Annotated in this window: 19 protein-coding genes and 3 tRNA genes; 9 read left to right on the top strand and 13 right to left on the bottom strand. The window is 70.1% G+C overall.

The genetic code is table 11. The features are described 5' to 3' along the window. Window positions 1–14 precede the first annotated feature (14 nt). Window positions 15–506, bottom strand: a complete 492-nt coding sequence (locus tag FB474_RS16910; protein WP_141789704.1) for a hypothetical protein — start codon at window positions 504–506, stop codon at window positions 15–17. Between the two features lie 162 nt (window positions 507–668). Here FB474_RS16910 and FB474_RS16905 point away from each other — a divergent pair, with 162 nt between their 5' ends. Then, window positions 669–1346: a hypothetical protein gene (locus FB474_RS16905; protein ID WP_246092238.1), complete on the top strand. Its 678-nt coding sequence runs from the start codon at window positions 669–671 to the stop codon at window positions 1344–1346. A gap of 11 nt (window positions 1347–1357) precedes the next feature. On the opposite strand, the gene FB474_RS16900 is transcribed toward FB474_RS16905, so the two are convergent. The 3 genes from FB474_RS16900 to FB474_RS16890 form a co-directional block, all read right to left on the bottom strand. Further along, on the bottom strand, window positions 1358–1798 hold the full coding sequence (locus tag FB474_RS16900; RefSeq protein WP_141789703.1) for a VOC family protein: 441 nt from the start codon (window positions 1796–1798) through the stop codon (window positions 1358–1360). A gap of 3 nt (window positions 1799–1801) precedes the next feature. After that, window positions 1802–4189, bottom strand: a complete 2388-nt coding sequence (locus FB474_RS16895; RefSeq protein ID WP_141789702.1) for an ATP-binding cassette domain-containing protein — start codon at window positions 4187–4189, stop codon at window positions 1802–1804. 67 nt (window positions 4190–4256) lie between these two features. Continuing rightward, window positions 4257–4856 (bottom strand): GNAT family N-acetyltransferase, encoded by a 600-nt coding sequence (locus tag FB474_RS16890; RefSeq protein WP_141789701.1) that lies wholly within the window; start codon window positions 4854–4856, stop codon window positions 4257–4259. Window positions 4857–5115: 259 nt separating this feature from the next. Here FB474_RS16890 and FB474_RS16885 point away from each other — a divergent pair, with 259 nt between their 5' ends. The 4 genes from FB474_RS16885 to FB474_RS16870 all read left to right on the top strand — a co-directional run bounded on the left by FB474_RS16885 (window position 5116) and on the right by FB474_RS16870 (window position 7909). Then, window positions 5116–5940 (top strand): ABC transporter ATP-binding protein, encoded by an 825-nt coding sequence (locus FB474_RS16885; RefSeq protein WP_141789700.1) that lies wholly within the window; start codon window positions 5116–5118, stop codon window positions 5938–5940. Further along, on the top strand, window positions 5937–6710 hold the full coding sequence (locus FB474_RS16880) for an ABC transporter permease (RefSeq protein ID WP_141789699.1): 774 nt from the start codon (window positions 5937–5939) through the stop codon (window positions 6708–6710). Before FB474_RS16885 ends, FB474_RS16880 begins: the two co-directional genes overlap by 4 nt. A 70-nt stretch (window positions 6711–6780) precedes the next feature. Beyond that, complete coding sequence (locus FB474_RS16875) at window positions 6781–7125, top strand: DUF1048 domain-containing protein (protein ID WP_246092237.1); 345 nt, start codon at window positions 6781–6783, stop codon at window positions 7123–7125. A gap of 4 nt (window positions 7126–7129) precedes the next feature. Beyond that, the gene (locus FB474_RS16870) at window positions 7130–7909 is read left to right on the top strand and encodes a MerR family transcriptional regulator (protein ID WP_141789698.1); all 780 of its coding nucleotides are present in this window, start codon (window positions 7130–7132) and stop codon (window positions 7907–7909) included. A gap of 31 nt (window positions 7910–7940) precedes the next feature. On the opposite strand, the gene FB474_RS16865 is transcribed toward FB474_RS16870, so the two are convergent. Then, window positions 7941–8444, bottom strand: a complete 504-nt coding sequence (locus FB474_RS16865) for a DinB family protein (RefSeq protein ID WP_141789697.1) — start codon at window positions 8442–8444, stop codon at window positions 7941–7943. A gap of 80 nt (window positions 8445–8524) precedes the next feature. Here FB474_RS16865 and FB474_RS16860 point away from each other — a divergent pair, with 80 nt between their 5' ends. Genes FB474_RS16860 through FB474_RS16850 form a run of 3 tightly spaced genes read left to right on the top strand, consistent with a single transcriptional unit; the run spans window position 8525 to window position 9743 of the window. Further along, window positions 8525–8842 (top strand): ArsR/SmtB family transcription factor, encoded by a 318-nt coding sequence (locus tag FB474_RS16860; RefSeq protein ID WP_141789696.1) that lies wholly within the window; start codon window positions 8525–8527, stop codon window positions 8840–8842. After that, window positions 8839–9363, top strand: a complete 525-nt coding sequence (locus FB474_RS16855) for an SRPBCC domain-containing protein (RefSeq protein WP_141789695.1) — start codon at window positions 8839–8841, stop codon at window positions 9361–9363. Before FB474_RS16860 ends, FB474_RS16855 begins: the two co-directional genes overlap by 4 nt. Further along, window positions 9363–9743: a VOC family protein gene (locus tag FB474_RS16850; RefSeq protein ID WP_141789694.1), complete on the top strand. Its 381-nt coding sequence runs from the start codon at window positions 9363–9365 to the stop codon at window positions 9741–9743. The genes FB474_RS16855 and FB474_RS16850 overlap by 1 nt, the downstream gene beginning before the upstream one ends. Before the next feature lie 55 nt (window positions 9744–9798). On the opposite strand, the gene FB474_RS16845 is transcribed toward FB474_RS16850, so the two are convergent. The 8 genes from FB474_RS16845 to FB474_RS16810 all read right to left on the bottom strand — a co-directional run bounded on the left by FB474_RS16845 (window position 9799) and on the right by FB474_RS16810 (window position 15277). Then, a complete protein-coding gene (locus tag FB474_RS16845; RefSeq protein ID WP_141789693.1) occupies window positions 9799–10443 on the bottom strand; it encodes a class I SAM-dependent methyltransferase in 645 nt (214 codons plus the stop codon). Between the two features lie 177 nt (window positions 10444–10620). After that, window positions 10621–10697 (bottom strand) — tRNA-Phe (locus tag FB474_RS16840). Continuing rightward, the gene (locus tag FB474_RS16835; RefSeq protein ID WP_141789692.1) at window positions 10662–11225 is read right to left on the bottom strand and encodes a hypothetical protein; all 564 of its coding nucleotides are present in this window, start codon (window positions 11223–11225) and stop codon (window positions 10662–10664) included. The genes FB474_RS16840 and FB474_RS16835 overlap by 36 nt, the downstream gene beginning before the upstream one ends. Window positions 11226–11279: 54 nt before the next feature. Next, window positions 11280–12776 carry a flavin-containing monooxygenase gene (locus FB474_RS16830; protein WP_141789691.1) on the bottom strand — a complete coding sequence of 499 codons (1497 nt, stop codon included), beginning with the start codon at window positions 12774–12776 and terminating at the stop codon, window positions 11280–11282. Window positions 12777–12997: 221 nt separating this feature from the next. Next, window positions 12998–13071, bottom strand: a tRNA-Asp gene (locus tag FB474_RS16825). Window positions 13072–13093: 22 nt separating this feature from the next. Continuing rightward, a tRNA-Glu gene (locus FB474_RS16820) sits at window positions 13094–13166 on the bottom strand. Between the two features lie 143 nt (window positions 13167–13309). Beyond that, window positions 13310–14344 (bottom strand): PHP domain-containing protein, encoded by a 1035-nt coding sequence (locus FB474_RS16815; protein ID WP_141789690.1) that lies wholly within the window; start codon window positions 14342–14344, stop codon window positions 13310–13312. A gap of 93 nt (window positions 14345–14437) precedes the next feature. Then, on the bottom strand, window positions 14438–15277 hold the full coding sequence (locus FB474_RS16810) for an oxidoreductase (protein ID WP_141789689.1): 840 nt from the start codon (window positions 15275–15277) through the stop codon (window positions 14438–14440). Window positions 15278–15417: 140 nt separating this feature from the next. On the opposite strand from FB474_RS16810, the gene FB474_RS16805 reads away from it, so the two are divergent. Beyond that, window positions 15418–16218 (top strand): HAD family acid phosphatase, encoded by an 801-nt coding sequence (locus FB474_RS16805; RefSeq protein WP_141789688.1) that lies wholly within the window; start codon window positions 15418–15420, stop codon window positions 16216–16218. The last annotated feature ends 51 nt before the right edge of the window (window positions 16219–16269 follow it).

Genomic DNA, 16269 nt, shown 5'->3' with positions numbered 1-16269 from the left:
GCGCCAGCCGGCGCTCAGTGGGCGACGAGCGCCTTGAGCGCGACCATCGCGATGCCGAACAGGCCGGCGGTCGCGGTGCTCCCGGTCAGCCGCCAGCCGGTCAGGCCCGCGGCGCGGCCGGCCGTCAGGCCGTGGACGATCAGCACCACCACCGCGGCGGCCAGCGCGAGGAAGCTGGCGACCTTGGGGGTCGCCCCCATCAGCCCGGCCACCGCCAGGACGAGCAGGGGGATGTACGACGCGGCCACCAGGTGCCAGGTCGCCCCCACCAGCCCCCGGAGCTCCCGACCGGTCGGGAGCCGGCCGGCGTGGATGTGCTCGGCGAGGATCTCGGCGTAGACCTCGGCCAGCCAGTAGACCAGCAGGGTGCCGAACACCAGGACCTCGAGCAGCGAAGGCCGCAGGTTCCCCCCGGCGGTCGCGAGGACCGAGGCGGTGACGATGGTGCCGTAGATCCCCGCGGCGCGTGCCCGCCGCGACGGCTTGGCGCCCGTTGTGACGTTCATGGCCGTCCTCGTCTCTGCCACCGGCCGGGGTCGCGGCTCCGCCCTGGGGGCGGCCCTCCCTCATCGTCCCGCCGCCGGCCCGATGCACAACCCGCACCGATGCGGTCGCCGGCGGGACGTTCTCCCCTGACCTGGCCGGCCTCCGGCGGATTCCGTGGGGACATGGACCGGAGGCATCCCCTCGACCTGGTGGCGCTGGCAGCGGCCGCCGCGGTCACGGCATATCTGGTGGTGGTCCGTCCACGGCTGCTGCGCTGGGGTGCGACCGAGGCCGAGGTGGGCGCGGACTTCCCCGGGCGGGAGATCGTCCCCGGGGGCACCCGCGCCGCGACGATGGCCACGACCATCGACGCCCCGCCCGCGCAGGTCTGGCCGTGGCTGGTGCAGATGGGGACCGACCGCGGCGGGTGGTACAGCTGGGACCGCCTCGACAACTTCGGCCGTCCCAGCGCCCACCGGATCCACCCTGAGTGGCAGCCGGTCGAGGTGGGGGACCGGTTCATCGCCCGGCCTGACCGGGGCCAGTGGTGGGAGGTCGCGGCGCTGGAGCCGGAACGCTTCCTGGCGCTGCGGATGTCCCTCGACCTGCGCGGGCGCCCGTTCGACCCGGTCGGCGAACGGCCGTCGCGGTTCACCGACTCGACGTGGTCCTTCCAGCTTGCCGAGCTGCCCGGGCAGCGCACCCGACTGGTCGTCAGCGGCTACTGGTCGCTGCGGCCGCGGTGGCTCCAGCCGCTGATGAGCGTCGCGGTCCTGTCGCCCTCGCACTGGGTCATGCAGACCCGGCAGTTCACGAACCTCAAGCGCCGGGTCGAGGCTGGGTCACGCACCACGCGGTGACGCAGTCCGGCTCAGCTCACGCAGAACTCGTTGCCCTCGGGGTCGTGCATGACGACCCAGTAGTAGGGGTTCTCCGGGTCGTGGCCACCCGCCCGGCGCTCGACCGTGGCGCCGAGCGCCACCAGCTCGGCGACCCGGGCCTCGACGACCTCGACCCGCCGGTCCAGCGTCAGGGTGTCGTCACGGCCCGTGGGATAGAGGTCGAGGTGGAGCCGGTTCTTGCCCGCCCTCGTCTCCGGCACCTGCTGGAACCACAGCGGCGGACGCAGCCCCTCCGGGTCGAAGAGCCGGTCACCGAACGCGTCCCGCTCGCCCAGCCGGTTGCGGTAGTGCGCGTTCCAGGTGGTCTGCGGCTCGGACGGCGGCACCGGCTGGTAGCCCAGTGCCGCCGCCCAGAACCGCGCGAGCAGGGCGGGGTCGTTCGCATCGATCGTCAGCTGCCAGAACACCATGGGTCAGCCGCCCACGTAGGCGGCGAGGTGCTGGCCCGTGAGGGTCGAGCGCGCAGTGACCAGGTCGGCGGGCGCTCCCTCGAACACGATTCGCCCGCCGTCGTGGCCGGCACCGGGGCCGAGGTCGATGATCCAGTCGGCGTGCGCCATGACCGCCTGGTGGTGCTCGATGACGATGACCGACTTGCCCGAGTCGACGAGCCGGTCGAGCAGGCCGAGGAGCTGGGCGACGTCGGCGAGGTGGAGGCCCGTGGTCGGCTCGTCGAGGACCAGCACGCCGCCCTTCTCGCCCAGGTGGGTGGCCAGCTTGAGCCGCTGCCGCTCACCGCCGGAGAGCGTCGTGAGCGGCTGGCCGAGGCTGAGGTAGCCGAGCCCGACGTCGGCCAGGTGGGTCAGGACCTTGTGCGCGGCCGGTGTCTTCGCCTCGCCGTCCCCGAGGAACGCGCCGGCCTCGTCGACCGACATCGCGAGCACGTCGGCGATGTTGCGTCCGCCGAGCGTGTACTCCAGCACCGCGGCCTGGAAACGACGGCCCTCGCACTCCTCGCACGTCGACTCGACGGTCGCCATGACCCCGAGCTCGGTGTAGATGACGCCGGCGCCGTTGCAGGCGGGGCAAGCGCCCTCGGAGTTGGAGCTGAACAGCGCCGGCTTGACGCCGTTGGCCTTGGCGAAGGCCTTGCGGATCGGCTCGAGCAGGCCGGTGTAGGTCGCCGGGTTGCTCCTTCGGGAGCCGCGGATCGCGCCCTGGTCGACGACCACGACGCCCTCGTCGTTCGCGACCGACCCCTGGATGAGTGAGCTCTTGCCGGATCCGGCGACACCGGTGATGACGCACAGGACCCCGAGCGGGATGTCGACGTCGACCTTCTGCAGGTTGTGCGTCGACGCGCCGCGGATCTCGAGCGCCCCGGACGGCTCCCGCACCGACCCCTTGAGGCTCACCCGGTCGTCGAGGTGGTGGCCGGTCGTGGTGTCACTCTTGCGCAGCCCCGCGACGGTGCCCTCGAAACAGACGGTCCCACCGGAGGTGCCGGCTCCTGGTCCGAGGTCGACGACGTGGTCGGCGATCGCGATCGTCTCGGGCTTGTGCTCGACCACGAGCACCGTGTTGCCCTTGTCGCGCAGCTGGAGCAGCAGCCGGTTCATCCGCTCGATGTCGTGCGGGTGCAGGCCGATCGTCGGCTCGTCGAAGACGTAGGTGACGTCGGTGAGCGAGGACCCCAGGTGGCGGATCATCTTGGTGCGCTGAGCCTCGCCGCCGGACAGCGTGCCCGCCGGGCGGTCCAGGGAGAGGTAGCCCAGGCCGATCTCGGCGAACGAGTCGAGCAGGTGCTGCAGCCCGCGCAGCAGCGGGGCGACTTCGGGCTCGTCGAGGTCTCGCAGCCACTCGGACAGGTCGCTGATCTGCATCGTGCAGAGCTCGGCGATGTTCTTGCCCTTGATCCTGGAGGACAGCGCCTCCTTGGTGAGTCGCGTGCCGCCGCAGTCCGGGCAGGTGGTGAAGGTGACGGCCCTCTCGACGAAGCGGCGCACGTGCGGCTGCATCGCCTCGAGGTCCTTGGACAGCATGGACTTCTGCACCTTGGTGAGGACGCCCTCATACGTGAGGTTGACGCCGTCGACCTTGATCTTCTCCGGCTCGCCATACAGGAGCTTCTGGAGCTGCTTCGGCGTGAACGACCCGACGGGCTTGTCCATGGGCAGTCCGGCGCCGCTGAAGATGCGGCCGTACCACCCGTCCATGCTGTAACCGGGGACCAGGAGCGCTCCTTCGGAGAGCGACCTGGACTCGTCGTAGATCGCGGTGAGGTCGAAGTCGTTGACCGACCCCATGCCCTCGCAGCGCGGGCACATGCCGCCCTGGTAGACCGCGTTGCGGACGACCGTCTTCTCCTCCCGGCCGCCCTTGTCGGTCTTCATCACGCCGCTGGCGACACGCGTCGGGACGTTGAACGCGAAGGCGGTGGGCGGACCGATGTGCGGCGTGCCGATGCGGCTGAACAGGATGCGCAGCATCGCGTTGGCGTCGGTCGCGGTCCCGACGGTCGAGCGCGGGTTGGCGCCCATCCGCTCCTGGTCGACGATGATCGCCGTCGTCAGCCCCTCGAGGAGGTCGACGTCGGGACGCGCCAGCGACGGCATGAAGCCCTGGACGAAGGCGCTGTAGGTCTCGTTGATCATGCGCTGCGACTCGGCGGCGATGGTCGCGAAGACCAGCGAGCTCTTGCCCGATCCGGAGACGCCGGTGAAGACGGTCAGCCGGCGCTTCGGCAGCTCGACGCTGATGTCCTGGAGGTTGTTCTCCCGCGCGCCATGCACGCGGATCAGGTCGTGGGTGTCGGCGACGTGCTCACCGGGCGACGGGTCGGTCCTCGTCGTGTCGCTCATCCTGTCTCCCTCTGTCGGGTGGGCAGCCGGTCCACCTGTATGGCGTCACGCTAGGCGCTGCCCCGTGTCAGGCGCTTCTCGATTCCTGATCTGCCTGAGCAGCGGGAACCGGCTCGGACGACGGCCGCCACTCTCGCCGGAGCAACCCGTAGACCCACGAGTCAGAGACGTCGCCGTCCACGACGCAGTCCTCCCGCAACGTCCCTTCGCGCACGAACCCGAGCTTCTCCAGCACGCGGGCAGATGCCCCGTTGCGCGTGTCGGTCTCAGCCTGGACGCGGTTCAGGTCCAGCGTGTCGAAGGCCCACCGCAGCAAGGCGCCCGCGGCCTCCGTCGCGTAGCCGTGGCCCCACGCTGCGTCGGCGAAGCAGTAGCCCAGCGACGCGCTGCGGTAGTCAGGGTTCCACCGGTTCAGGCTGCACCAGCCGATGAACGCCCCGTCGGAGACACGATCCACGGCCAGCCGCGCCCCGGTGCCATCCGCCGCCATCTGCCGGCAGGCGGTGATGAACCGCTCGGCACGCGCGCGTTCGCTCCACGGCGGTGAGTCCCAGTAGCGCAGCACGTGCGCGCTGCTGTGCAGCGCGAAGAGGTCGTCCGCATCCGCGTCGTCGAAGGGACGCAGTCGCAGGCGAGCGGTGTGCAGCGTGGGGGTGGGCAGCGACATGACAGGTTCCCTCCGGGGTTGATGGCCGATCAACCAGACACCCGGCACCGGCCATCCGCAATGGGTTATCCCGGCTTGCGGGCAAAGCCGATGCCTGAGGTCTGCGGCGAGTGTGTCGAGGTCACGCACGGCATACCGGCGGTGCTCCCACTCCCCGGCCCTCACTGACCGTTGGCAGGCCCGGCCTCGAGGCGCTTCTTCCGTCGAGCCGGAAATTGGTGTTGACCTTGACCCAGCGTCAAGGTTGCAGGCTCCTCCCATGACTTCGACAACAGCCATCGAGATCGCCGGGCTCACCAAGTCCTACGGCGAGAACTCGGTGCTCCGGGGGGTTGACCTGCGCGTCCCCTCGGGCACCATCTACGCCCTGCTCGGCTCCAACGGTGCCGGCAAGACGACCGCGGTGCGGATCCTGTCCACGCTGCTGCGGGCCGACGGCGGGACTGCCACCGTCAACGGGTACGACGTCGCCACCCAGCCGGTGAAGGTCCGCGAGTCGATCAGCCTCACCGGGCAGTTCGCCGCCGTCGACGAGGTGCTCACCGGGCGCGAGAACCTCGTCCTCATCGCCGAGCTGCGGCGCGTGCCCAACCCGCGCGCGACCGCCGACGCACTGCTGGCCCGGTTCGACCTCGTCGAGGCAGCCGGCCGCAGGGTGGCGACCTACTCCGGTGGCATGCGGCGCCGGCTCGACATCGCGATGAGCCTGATCGGGGAGCCCGCCGTGCTCTTCCTCGACGAGCCCACGACCGGGCTGGACCCGCAGTCGAGGATCGAGGTGTGGAGCACCGTCCGAGAGCTCGCCGGCCAGGGCACCACGGTGCTGCTCACCACGCAGTACCTGGAGGAGGCCGAGCAGCTCGCGGACCGGATCGCGGTGCTGCACGAGGGTCGCATCATCGCCGAGGGCACTCTCGCCGAGCTCAAGGCGCTGTTCCCGCCGGCCACGGTCGAGTACGTCGAGAAGCAGCCATCCCTGGAAGACATCTTCCTCGCGATCGTCGGCCACGACGGCGCCACCACCACCTCCACGACGACCCAGGCCGGGGCTGGGGCCGTGGCCGAGCAGGGAGCCCAGCGATGACCACTCTCGTCCCCAGCGCCACCGCGGTCCTGACCAGGCGGTCCCTGCGCCACATCCTGCGCAGCCCCGACACGATCATCACCACGGCCATCACGCCGATCGCCATGCTGCTGCTGTTCGTCTACGTCTTCGGCAGCGCCATCCAGTTCGGCGGCCCGGCCGGCGGTGGCAGCTACGTCGACTACCTGCTGCCGGGCATCTTGTTGATCACCGTCGCCTCGGGCATCGCGTACACCGCGTTCCGCCTGTTCACCGACGTCTCCGGCGGCATCTTCGAACGGTTCCAGTCCATGCCGATCGCCCGCTCGGCGGTGCTGTGGGGCCACGTGCTGACCTCGGTCGTGGCCAACCTGGTCTCGCTGGTCCTGGTCGTGCTCGTCGCCCTGGCGATGGGCTTCCGCACCGGCGCCGGGGTGCTGGCCTGGCTGGCGGTGCTCGGGATCCTCGTGCTGTTCACCCTGGCCCTGACCTGGCTGGCCGTGATCCCCGGGTTGACCGCGAAGTCCGTCGACGGGGTGAGCGGGTTCTCCTACCCGTTGATCTTCCTGCCGTTCATCAGCTCGGCCTTCGTGCCCACCGAGGGCATGCCCGCACCGGTGCGATGGTTCGCCGAGCACCAACCGGTCACCTCGATCGTCAACACGATCCGCGACCTGTTCGCCCAGCGGCCGGTCGGCACCGAGGTCTGGGTCGCCCTCGCCTGGTGCGTCGGCCTGCTCCTGGTCGCCTACGTCCTGGCGATGCGCACCTTCCGCAGCAAGATCGCCTGACCCCGTCAGCACCGCCCCACCCACGCACCATCCCACCCACGCACCACCCCACCCACGCAACGGAGAAGACATGACCATGACCGGCTTCCTGACCAGGATCATCGGCGACAAGAAGGAGTGGAAGGCGATGGAGGCGCGGGCCAACCTGCTGCCCCGCGACTACCGCATCGTCTACAACGAGATGAAGTCCTACATGTGGCGCTTCACCTCTGGCGACGGCATGGACATCGTCGCCATCCTGCGCGAGGTCCTCGACCTGTTCGAGGACAGCGCGGCAGCCGGCAAGGGCGTCCTGGACGTCACGGGCCCGGACGTCGCCGCGTTCTGCGACGCCCGCCTGAGCGGCGCCACGACATACATGGACCGGTCGCGGGCGAGCCTCAACCGCGGCGTGGCCGCCAAGCTCGCAGACTAGGGCCATGCTCACCATCAGCCAGCTCGCGACGTATGCCGGAGTCACGGTGCGTGCGGTTCGGCACTACCACGCCAAGGGGTTGCTGCCCGAGCCTGAGCGTGACCACTCCGGGTACCGGCGCTACGACGCGGCCGCGGTGGTCGAGCTCGTCAAGATCCGCACCCTGGCCGACGCGGGCGTGCCGCTGTCGCAGGTGCAGTGCCTGCTGGCCGCTGGTGGGGAGGAGTTCGCGGCGGCGGTCGAGGACATCGACCGCCGCCTGCGGGCCGAGATCCGGGAGCGCCAGCGTCACCGGGAGCGGATCGCCCGGCTCGCCTCCGGCGACAGCCTGGCGCTGCCACCCGAGGTGGTCGCGTACCTCGACCGAATGCGCGAGCTCGGCTTCCGGGAGCGGCTGGTCGAGGTCGAGCGCGACAGCTGGATCCTGGTCGCCGCGCAGATGCCGGAGCAGACGCCGGCGTTCATGGCGATCAAGCAGGCGCAGCTCGAGCACGAGGAGCTGCGGCGCCTTTACCTCGACGTCGGGGACCTGGTCGACTGCGGCCCCGACGACCCACGACTGCCTGCCCTCGCGGACCGGGTGGCTGCCTTCATCTCGGCCGCCGCCGCGGCCGCCGAGGCCGAGGGGATCGAGGACGAGCACCCCATCAGCGATGACCTCGTCGCGCTGCTCGACGCGGCGTTCATCGAGTCCTTCCCCTGCGCGCCACGCCTGCTCGTTCTCCTGGAGGAGCGCGGCTGGACCGGCTGGACCAACATCAGACGCATCGACCCCGCACGCTGACCGGACGCCCGAGGACCAGAAGCCGCGCCGGCTAGGTGTTCACCAGCCACTGTTGCCCGTCGATGAGTTCGCGGACCGCGTCGAGGTGTCCGGCGTGGCAGGCGGTCTCAGTGATCACGTGGAGCAGGACATCCCGAAGGTTGTGCAGGCGCCACTCGCCCTCCGGAAAGGGCCACCAGGCCAGGTCGGCATCTGGGGATGAGGCGGCGATGACGGCATCCGCCAGGGACGCCTCGAGGCTGTAGCTGTCAAGGACGTCGGCGGCCGGGAGGGCGGGATCCACCTGCCATGCGCTGGCCTGGCTGCCCACCTGTTCGATGACCTCCGGATCCCCAGCCACAACAGCGCGGAAGTACAGACGCTCCACCGACAGAGCCAGGTGCTGCACCATCCCCAGGCAGCTCCACCCCGAGGGCAGCACGGGGCGCCGCAACGCCTCGTCGCTGAGGCCTTCCACGGCCCCCAGCACGTGCTCTCGCTCTCCCTGGAGACAGCGCATCAACGCAGCGATCTCGGCGTCAACTACCACCGTCATTTCTGAACCTCCCGGACTCGAGACTTCGTCCCGTCGAACGTAACCTTGCGGATACGTACCCACATGGTTACATTAATCCCATGGATGCGGTGTTGCACGCGCTGGCAGACGAGAGCCGGCGCACGGTTCTCGAGATCCTCCGCGATCACCCGGCGAGTGCGGGGGAACTGGCTGAGGCTCTCCCGATCGCTCGCCCGGGCGTGTCCCGGCATCTGCGCGTGCTGCGGGAAGCCGGGCTGGTCGACGTACGCCAGGACGCGCAGCGCCGGATCTACACGCTCCGCCCGGACGCGCTCGTCGAGGTCGACGAGTGGCTGGGTGAGTACCGCCGGCTCTGGGAGAACCGGCTCGACGCCCTCCATACCGAGATCTCACGAGGAAAGAAGGCACGACGATGACCACGATCGCGACGATGCGAACACTCGACGAGACCCGCGGAGCCGTCCGGGTCGAGGACCTTTACGACACGGACATCGGCGACCTCTGGCAGGCGTGTACGACGCCCGAGCGGCTGGCCCGCTGGATCGCCCGGGTCGACGGCGACATGCGGGTCGGCGGCACGATCCAGGCCGTCTTCACGAGCAGCTGGACCGGTCCGGCACGCATCGAGGTGTGCGATGCGCCCCACCACCTGCTGCTGACGACGGAGCCGGGTACGGACGACGAGGGGCAGATCGAGGCGTGGCTCACCGAGGAGGGCTCCAAGACCCGGCTGGTGGTCGAGGAGCGCGGCCTGCCGATGGAGCATCTCCCGTTCCACGCCTCAGGTTGGCGGGCCCACCTCGAGGATCTCGGTCGGTCGCTGGAGGTCGACGGCCCGGTCCATCCGGAGGGCTGGAGCTCCGATGCCGGGGCGCCCGGCTGGAAGGAACGCTGGGAAGAGCTCACACCCACGTACCAGCAGATGGAGATCGGTTGATGTCGGACCTGATCAGGCTCAGCGGAACGACGGTCAATGCGTCCGACGCAATCATGCTCGCGCGGTTCTACGCCGAGATCACCGGCGGGGTCGCGAAGGGCGACGAGTACTGGGCGCTCGTAGAAGGGCCGAACGGTGACATCGGATTCCAGCAGATCGACGACTACCGGCCACCCACCTGGCCGGATGGCGAGGTGGGGATGCAGATGCACCTCGAGTTCTTCGTCGACGACCTGGAGGCGACCGGAGCGCGTGTGCTGGCGGCCGGCGCCACCCGATTCGAGCATCAGCCCAACGCCGACCACTGCTTCGTCTACGCCGACCCGGCCGGGCATCCGTTCTGCCTGTCACTGTGGGGGGCCCCGAGAGTCGGCGCCTGACACCATCTCGGCGTGGGCTGAGCCGAGGTGATCGTGCGGCGGCGGTTCTGGGGCGTCAGACTGGTTTGTGCGCGAGCCAGATGGCCCCGGATGCTGGATGGTCCGGCCCGAGCGCAATGGTGGCGTCGACCACCAGCCCGGCCCCGCGCAGTAGGTGCGCGTAGGTCTCGGGGCTGCGGCGCGCGAAGAGCACTCGCATGGGGAGACCGCCGTAGCCTTCGGTCTTGACGTACGTGCTGTCGCCGACATGGCCGCCGAGCATGAGCGATCCGCCTGGGACGATCACCCGAGAGAGCTCCCGGATCGCGGTGTCAAGGTCCTCGTCCGGGACGTGGTGCAGTACGTACCAGCAGAAGACGCCTGCAGTTGCGCCGTCGGCAACGGGGATCTGTGTCAGGGATGCTGCGGCGAAGCCGAGTCCTGGATTGTTGGTGCGTGCCAAGCGCAGCATGGCGGTCGAGATGTCGATGCCTGAGACCGCCAGACCGCGTGACGCCAGGTGTCGGGTCAGCCACCCGGGCCCGCACCCGACGTCGAGTACCGGCCCCCCGCCAGCCTCGACGACTCCCTGTGCGAAGTGGTCGACGAGGCGCTTCTCGAGCGGGAGGGCCTCCAGCCCAGTCCTCACGAGGTCGGCATACCGATCGGCGACCCGGTCATAGGAGTCGCTGGCGTCGGCGATCCAGGACCCGGGTTTCACGAGTCCGCAGCCTAGCTTCGAGCTCGCACATCGGCTGCTTGCGACGGGAAGAACCCCTGCCCAATTATGGACATCTTCGCCCGCGCGGTGTTCAAGGCGACTGTTGGCAAAAGCGTTAGCAAGATGGGGCCCGAGAAGCACGAAACCCGCGGGCCAGTTCTCTGACCTGCGGGTTTGTGGTGGCCAGGGGCGGGGTCGAACCGCCGACCTTCCGATTTTCAGTCGGACGCTCGTACCAACTGAGCTACCTGGCCGTGGGCAATGCATTCGCGGAGGCCCGAACCTGCGAAGGGATGCAGGGGAGCACGTCCGCGACGGCACGAGGATAGCCCATCCGCGGGGGTGCCGCCGACGCCGGGTGCGGCGGCCACTCGCACGGCGACGGCCGGCGCAGGACCTTTCGACCCCGGCCGAATCAGTGGAAGAACCGACGGGCACTGGCGACGATGACGCGCACAGGACCTGGTGACCAGGGTGAGCAGCTGCACCAGCGAGAGCCAGAGGCTGCCCAGCACGTTCGCGGTCTGCTCGGCCCCGACGAGGCGCGCGACCGCCACCGGGAGTGCGAGCAGGAGCAGGGCGGCGGCCGCCAGCTGGCCGCGCAGCCGGCGCAGCACCGAGGAGGCCCAGGCGACGACGAGCGCCGCGAGGTAGACCACGCCCGTCACCACCCGCCCCAGGCCGGCGACCGAGATGGCCGAGAGCAGGTAGCCGAGCACCAGCAGCCCGGGCACCGCGTCATACCGGTCCCGGGCCCGCCGTGGCGGCGCGCTCTCGCTCACTCCGTGAGTGTGGCACCGGGGTGCCGCCACGGAGGCCTGACGCCCGCTTGGCTCTTACGCCCGCTTGGCTGCGCTCCTGCTGCGGCGCACCAGCCGGCGGGTGACCGAGCGGTATGCCGCGGGGTCCAGTGGCAGCAGCCACTGCAGCGCGCGCGTGGCCCGGCCGACGTTCAGGCCGGTGTCGTCCAGCACCTCGTCGATGTTGTGCATCGAGAACGGGATGATGTTGGTCCCGCGGGCGTGGTGGCCACGGGTGCGCTCCTGCATCCACGCGAGCCGTCGCTCGACGTGGGCGCGGCGCTCCTCCAGCGGCGGGACCTCGTGCCCGCCGAGCAGCAGGTCGGCGATCCAGACCGCGGCCATCTCCGCGCTGAGCGGGCTGAAGAACGAGGAGTTGTAGCCGGCGAAGAACAGCCGCGGCACGGTCAGCGGCTGGATCTGGCGCCACAGCTGGAAGTTGCCGTCCTGGTCGGTGATCCGGCGCTGGATCGCGGGGTCGAGGAAGGGCACCTCCTGACGGAACCCGGTCCCGCAGACGACCAGGTCGGCCGGCATCAGGGTGCCGTCGCTCAGCTCGGCGTGGGGCCGGCCGTCCTTCTCCAGGAGCCGCTCGACGACCCGGTCGCGGTGCACCCGGATCGTGCCGGCGCCAACCCGCTCGAAGAAGCCCTCGGTGGCCAGGGAGACCGTGCTGCGCGCGATGTCCTCGAACGAGCCGTGCGGCACCAGGCCGAGCTCCTGCAGGCCCAGCTGCGTCGTGGTGACCGCCTCGACGCTGCCGAGCATCCGCTGCCGCAGCCCGTTGCCCCGGCCGTGCAGGAACGCCTCGACGCCGGTCGGCTCGATCCAGCGGAAGAGCGCCTCGCCCATCCGGGTCAGCATCAGGTACTTGTAGTTGAGGACGCCCTTGATCTTCGTGGGCATCTTCCACAGCAGCTCGCGGGCGACCACGGTCGTGCTCGCCGCGACGTCGCTGACCGGCACCGCGACGTCGCACGCCGACTTGCCGTAGCCGAGGACGACCACGTGCCGCCCGCGGGCCTCCCCGACGTCGTGCAGGTCGCTGGTGGTGACGACGCGACCCCCGGCGGCCCGGAACTCCGCCGCCCCGGGCAGGCTCGGCGGCGCCGGGACGGAGAAGATCCCGTTGGCCACGACGAGCTGCTCGTAGGTCCCGGTCACCAGGGCCCCGTCGGAGTCGGAGGTGGTCACCTCCCAGCCGCTCTCGTCCGCCAGGAGCCGGGCGCCGATCACCTCGGTGCCCAGGCGCAGGCACTCCCGCAGGTCGAACCGGCGCACGTAGCCCTCGAGGTAGGCCTGGACCTGCTCGCCGCTCGGCCACTCCGGGAACGACCGCGGCATCGGGTGGTCGGAGAGCCGGTAGCTGCCCTTGTTGTTCTGCGTGCGCAGCCCCGGGTAGCGGCGGGTGCTGCTCCACACGCCGCCGACGTCGGGGGCCTTGTCGAAGACGGTGACCTCGAAGCCGGACTGGCGCAGCACCTTGGCTGTGGCCAGGCCGGCGAACCCGGCGCCGATGACCGCGACTGTCACGTTGACCTACCTCGGGGCAGACGGAGGGGGAGGGGCGACAAGCGCCGGAGGGTCAGGGCCCCAGGCCCCGCACGCCTGTCCGGTTTGTCGGGTTCGCCGACCATATCGTTGATGCGTCAAAGGCCGGACAACGATGCGGTATCGGCCGCGAAACCCTTGTCGGCAAACGAAAAGCGCCACTCCCCGAGTGGGAGTGGCGCTGGACGCTCTGGCAAGAAGAGCGACCCCGACCGGGCTCGAACCGGCGACCTCCGCCGTGACAGGGCGGCGCGCTAACCAACTGCGCTACGGGGCCTTGATGATGCAAGGTTACTGCGTATCCCCAACGGGATTCGAACCCGTGCTACCGCCGTGAAAGGGCGGGGTCCTAGGCCGCTAGACGATGGGGACCTGGATCTTTCGACCTGTTCAGGACCCCCGCCGCTGTCGAGCGACCAGCTCGGATCCGTCGAGGACTCGGAAAGCATAGGGGAGGAATGCCCCGATCACCAAAATGGGTCGTTCCGCCCCGTCCTGAGCACGAAAACGCCTGCTCAGGGGCGTGCCCAGGCCAGCAGCCGGTCGACCTCCCACGTGTTGACGATGCGCTCGACCGGCACGCCGAGCCGCTGTGCGCGCTCACAGCCGTAGGCCAGGAAGTCCAGCTGCCCGGGCGCGTGGGCGTCGCTGTCGATGGAGAACAGGCAGCCGGCCTCGAGCGCCAGGGTCAGCAGCTCGTCCGGGGGGTCGCGCCGCTCCGGGCGGGAGTTGATCTCCACCGCCACGTCGTGGGCGGCGCACGCCTCGAACACCGCCGCTGCGTCGAAGCTGCTCTGGTCGCGGGTGCCGCGCTCGCCCTCGACCAGGCGCCCGGTGCAGTGGCCCAGCACGTTGACCCGCGGGTTCGACACCGCCGCCACCATCCGGGTGGTCATCGGCCCGGCGTTCATCTTCAGCTTGGAGTGCACCGAGGCGACGACGACGTCCAGCTTGCCGAGCATCTCGGGGGTCTGGTCGAGCTCACCGTCGTCGAGGATGTCGACCTCGATCCCCTTGAGCAGCCGGAACTGCCCGTCGAGGTGCTCGTTGACGGCGTCGATGACCCCGAGCTGCTTCGTCAGCCGTTCGACGGACAGGCCGTTGGCGACCTTGAGCCGCGGCGAGTGGTCGGTCAGTACGAGGTAGTCGTGGCCGAGCTCCATCGCGGTCACCACCATCTCCTCGATCGGCGACCCGCCGTCGGACCAGTCGGAGTGGCAGTGCAGGTCGCCGCGCAGCGCCGCCCGCACCTGCTCCCCGCCGGTCGCCAGCGGCCCGGCGGCCTTGTCCTCCAACGACTTCAGGTATGCCGGGACCTCACCTGCCAGCGCCTCCCGGATGACCGCCTCGGTCGCCGAGCCGATGCCCGGCAGGTCGGTCAGTGACCCCACCTCGGCGCGCTGGCGCAGCTCCTCGGGATCGGTCGCCCGGACGGTGGCGGCGGCGCCGCGGAAGGCCTTGACGCGGTAGGTGCCGGCGCGGGAGCGCTCGAGCAGGAACGCGATCCGGCGCAACGCCTCGGCGGGCTCGAGGTCCGGGTGCTCAGCCATGCGCTGAAACTACCCGCCGAGAGGGACGTTCCTCGGGGTTTGGGCCCCTCTCAAGCCCGAGGAACGTCCCTCTCGGCGGAGAAGGCGACGGGGTCAGAGCTTGAACTGGGCCCGGACGAAGGTGTCCCACACCCGGTCGCCGCCGAGCTTGCGCAGCGCGATCATCGCCCTGGCCGCCGGCGTCACGACGTAGCGGGTGCGCGGCCGGTCGGCCTCGACCGCCTTGAGCACGACCTTGGCCACGGAGTCCGGCCCGACCGCCAGCCGCGTCGAGTAGCTGTCGGCGGTGGCCTTCTCGCTCTTGGCGAGCAGCTCGGCATACGCGCTCTGGCCGGAGGTGAGCCCGGCGTCGGAGGCGATCCCCTCGTTGACGCGCCCCTCGAAGCCCGTGCGGATCAGGCCCGGCTCGACAACGACGACGTCGATCCCGAACGGCTTGACCTCCACCCTCAGGGCGTCGCTGATGGCCTCCACGGCGTACTTGCTGGCGTGGTAGTAGCCGCCGACGGGGAAGACGATCCGCCCGCCCATCGAGCTGATGTTGACCACGCGGCCGCGGCCGGCCCGGCGCATCCCCGGCAGCACCAGCTGGGTCAGCCGGGACAGGCCGAAGACGTTGGTCTCGAACATCGTCCGCACGCGGGCCAGGTCGGTCTCCTCGACCGGGCCGTACTCTCCATAGCCCGCGTTGTTGACGAGCGTGCCGACGCTGCCCTGCTCGTCCTCGACGGTCTTGACCGCCGCGGCCATCGACTCCTCGTCGGTCACGTCCAGCGCCAGGATGCGCGCCCCGGCGATCTCGAGGTCGGCCAGCGTCTCGGGGCGCCGGGCGGTGGCGTAGACGGTGTGGCCGGCGCGCACCAGCATCAGCGCGGTGGCCTCGCCGATGCCGGACGAGCAGCCGGTGATGAGGACGGGGTCGGGGGAGGTCATGCGGCTCAGTGTGCGGCACCCTCCCGTGGGCCCGACAAGGATGTATGCCGACTTGTCACCTTTACGTGGTGCGGGACCTTCGTCCCGGTGCGAAACTCGGCCGGTTGGGCCCGTCGGGCCCGGTCAGGAAAGGTTTGCCCATGAAGCTCCACCGCACCGCGCCGGTCATCACCGGCGTCGCCGTCGCGCTCACCGGCCTGCTCTCCGGGGGGATCCTCACCGCGTCGGCCCACGACGGCCCCAAGGCCTCGTCGAGCCACGTCGCCACGCACGGCGACAGCATCCCCAACGTCACCGTGGTCGAGAACCAGATCAAGGCCTACTACGGCGACACCGTCAACGCCGAGGACGGGCTGCACTACCCGTCCTCGACAGGCAGCTACGCCAACGAGATGGCACACATCACCGCCGCGGCCAAGGACTACCTCAAGGGCCAGGCGTCGCGGAAGCACTCGGGCAAGCCGGCGCTGGTGTTCGACGTCGACGACACGACGCTCAACACCTACAACTACGAGATCTTCTCGACCTTCGCCTACAACCCGACGAGCAACGCCGACTTCGTCAACAACGCGAAGTTCCCGGCCGTCTTCGGGATGCCGGCCCTGGTCAACTGGGCCAACGACAACGGCTACACGGTCTTCTTCCTGACCGGCCGCCCGGTCACCCAGCGCGACGGCACCGCGGCCAACCTGGCCAAGGTCGGCTACGCCGCCTCGGCTGACGTCGACCACCTGTACCTCAAGGACAAGGTCAACCCGCCGGCCTACCTGCCCTGCGGCGCGACGTGCACGACGACCGAGTACAAGTCGGGCACCCGCAAGCACATCGAGTCCCTGGGCTACGACATCGTCGCGAACTTCGGCGACCAGTGGTCCGACCTCAACGGCGGCTACGCCGACAAGACCTTCAAGGTGCCGAACCCGATGTACTACCTGCCCTGACCGGGGGCCGATGACGTCGCGGCCGGGACCCTCTGAGCGGGGTCCCGGCCG

It is taken from the genome of Oryzihumus leptocrescens (assembly GCF_006716205.1).
GTDB lineage: Bacteria > Actinomycetota > Actinomycetes > Actinomycetales > Dermatophilaceae > Oryzihumus > Oryzihumus leptocrescens.
The sequence above is the reverse complement of the archived record's forward strand: the minus strand, read 5'-3'. Positions and strand labels throughout refer to the sequence as shown.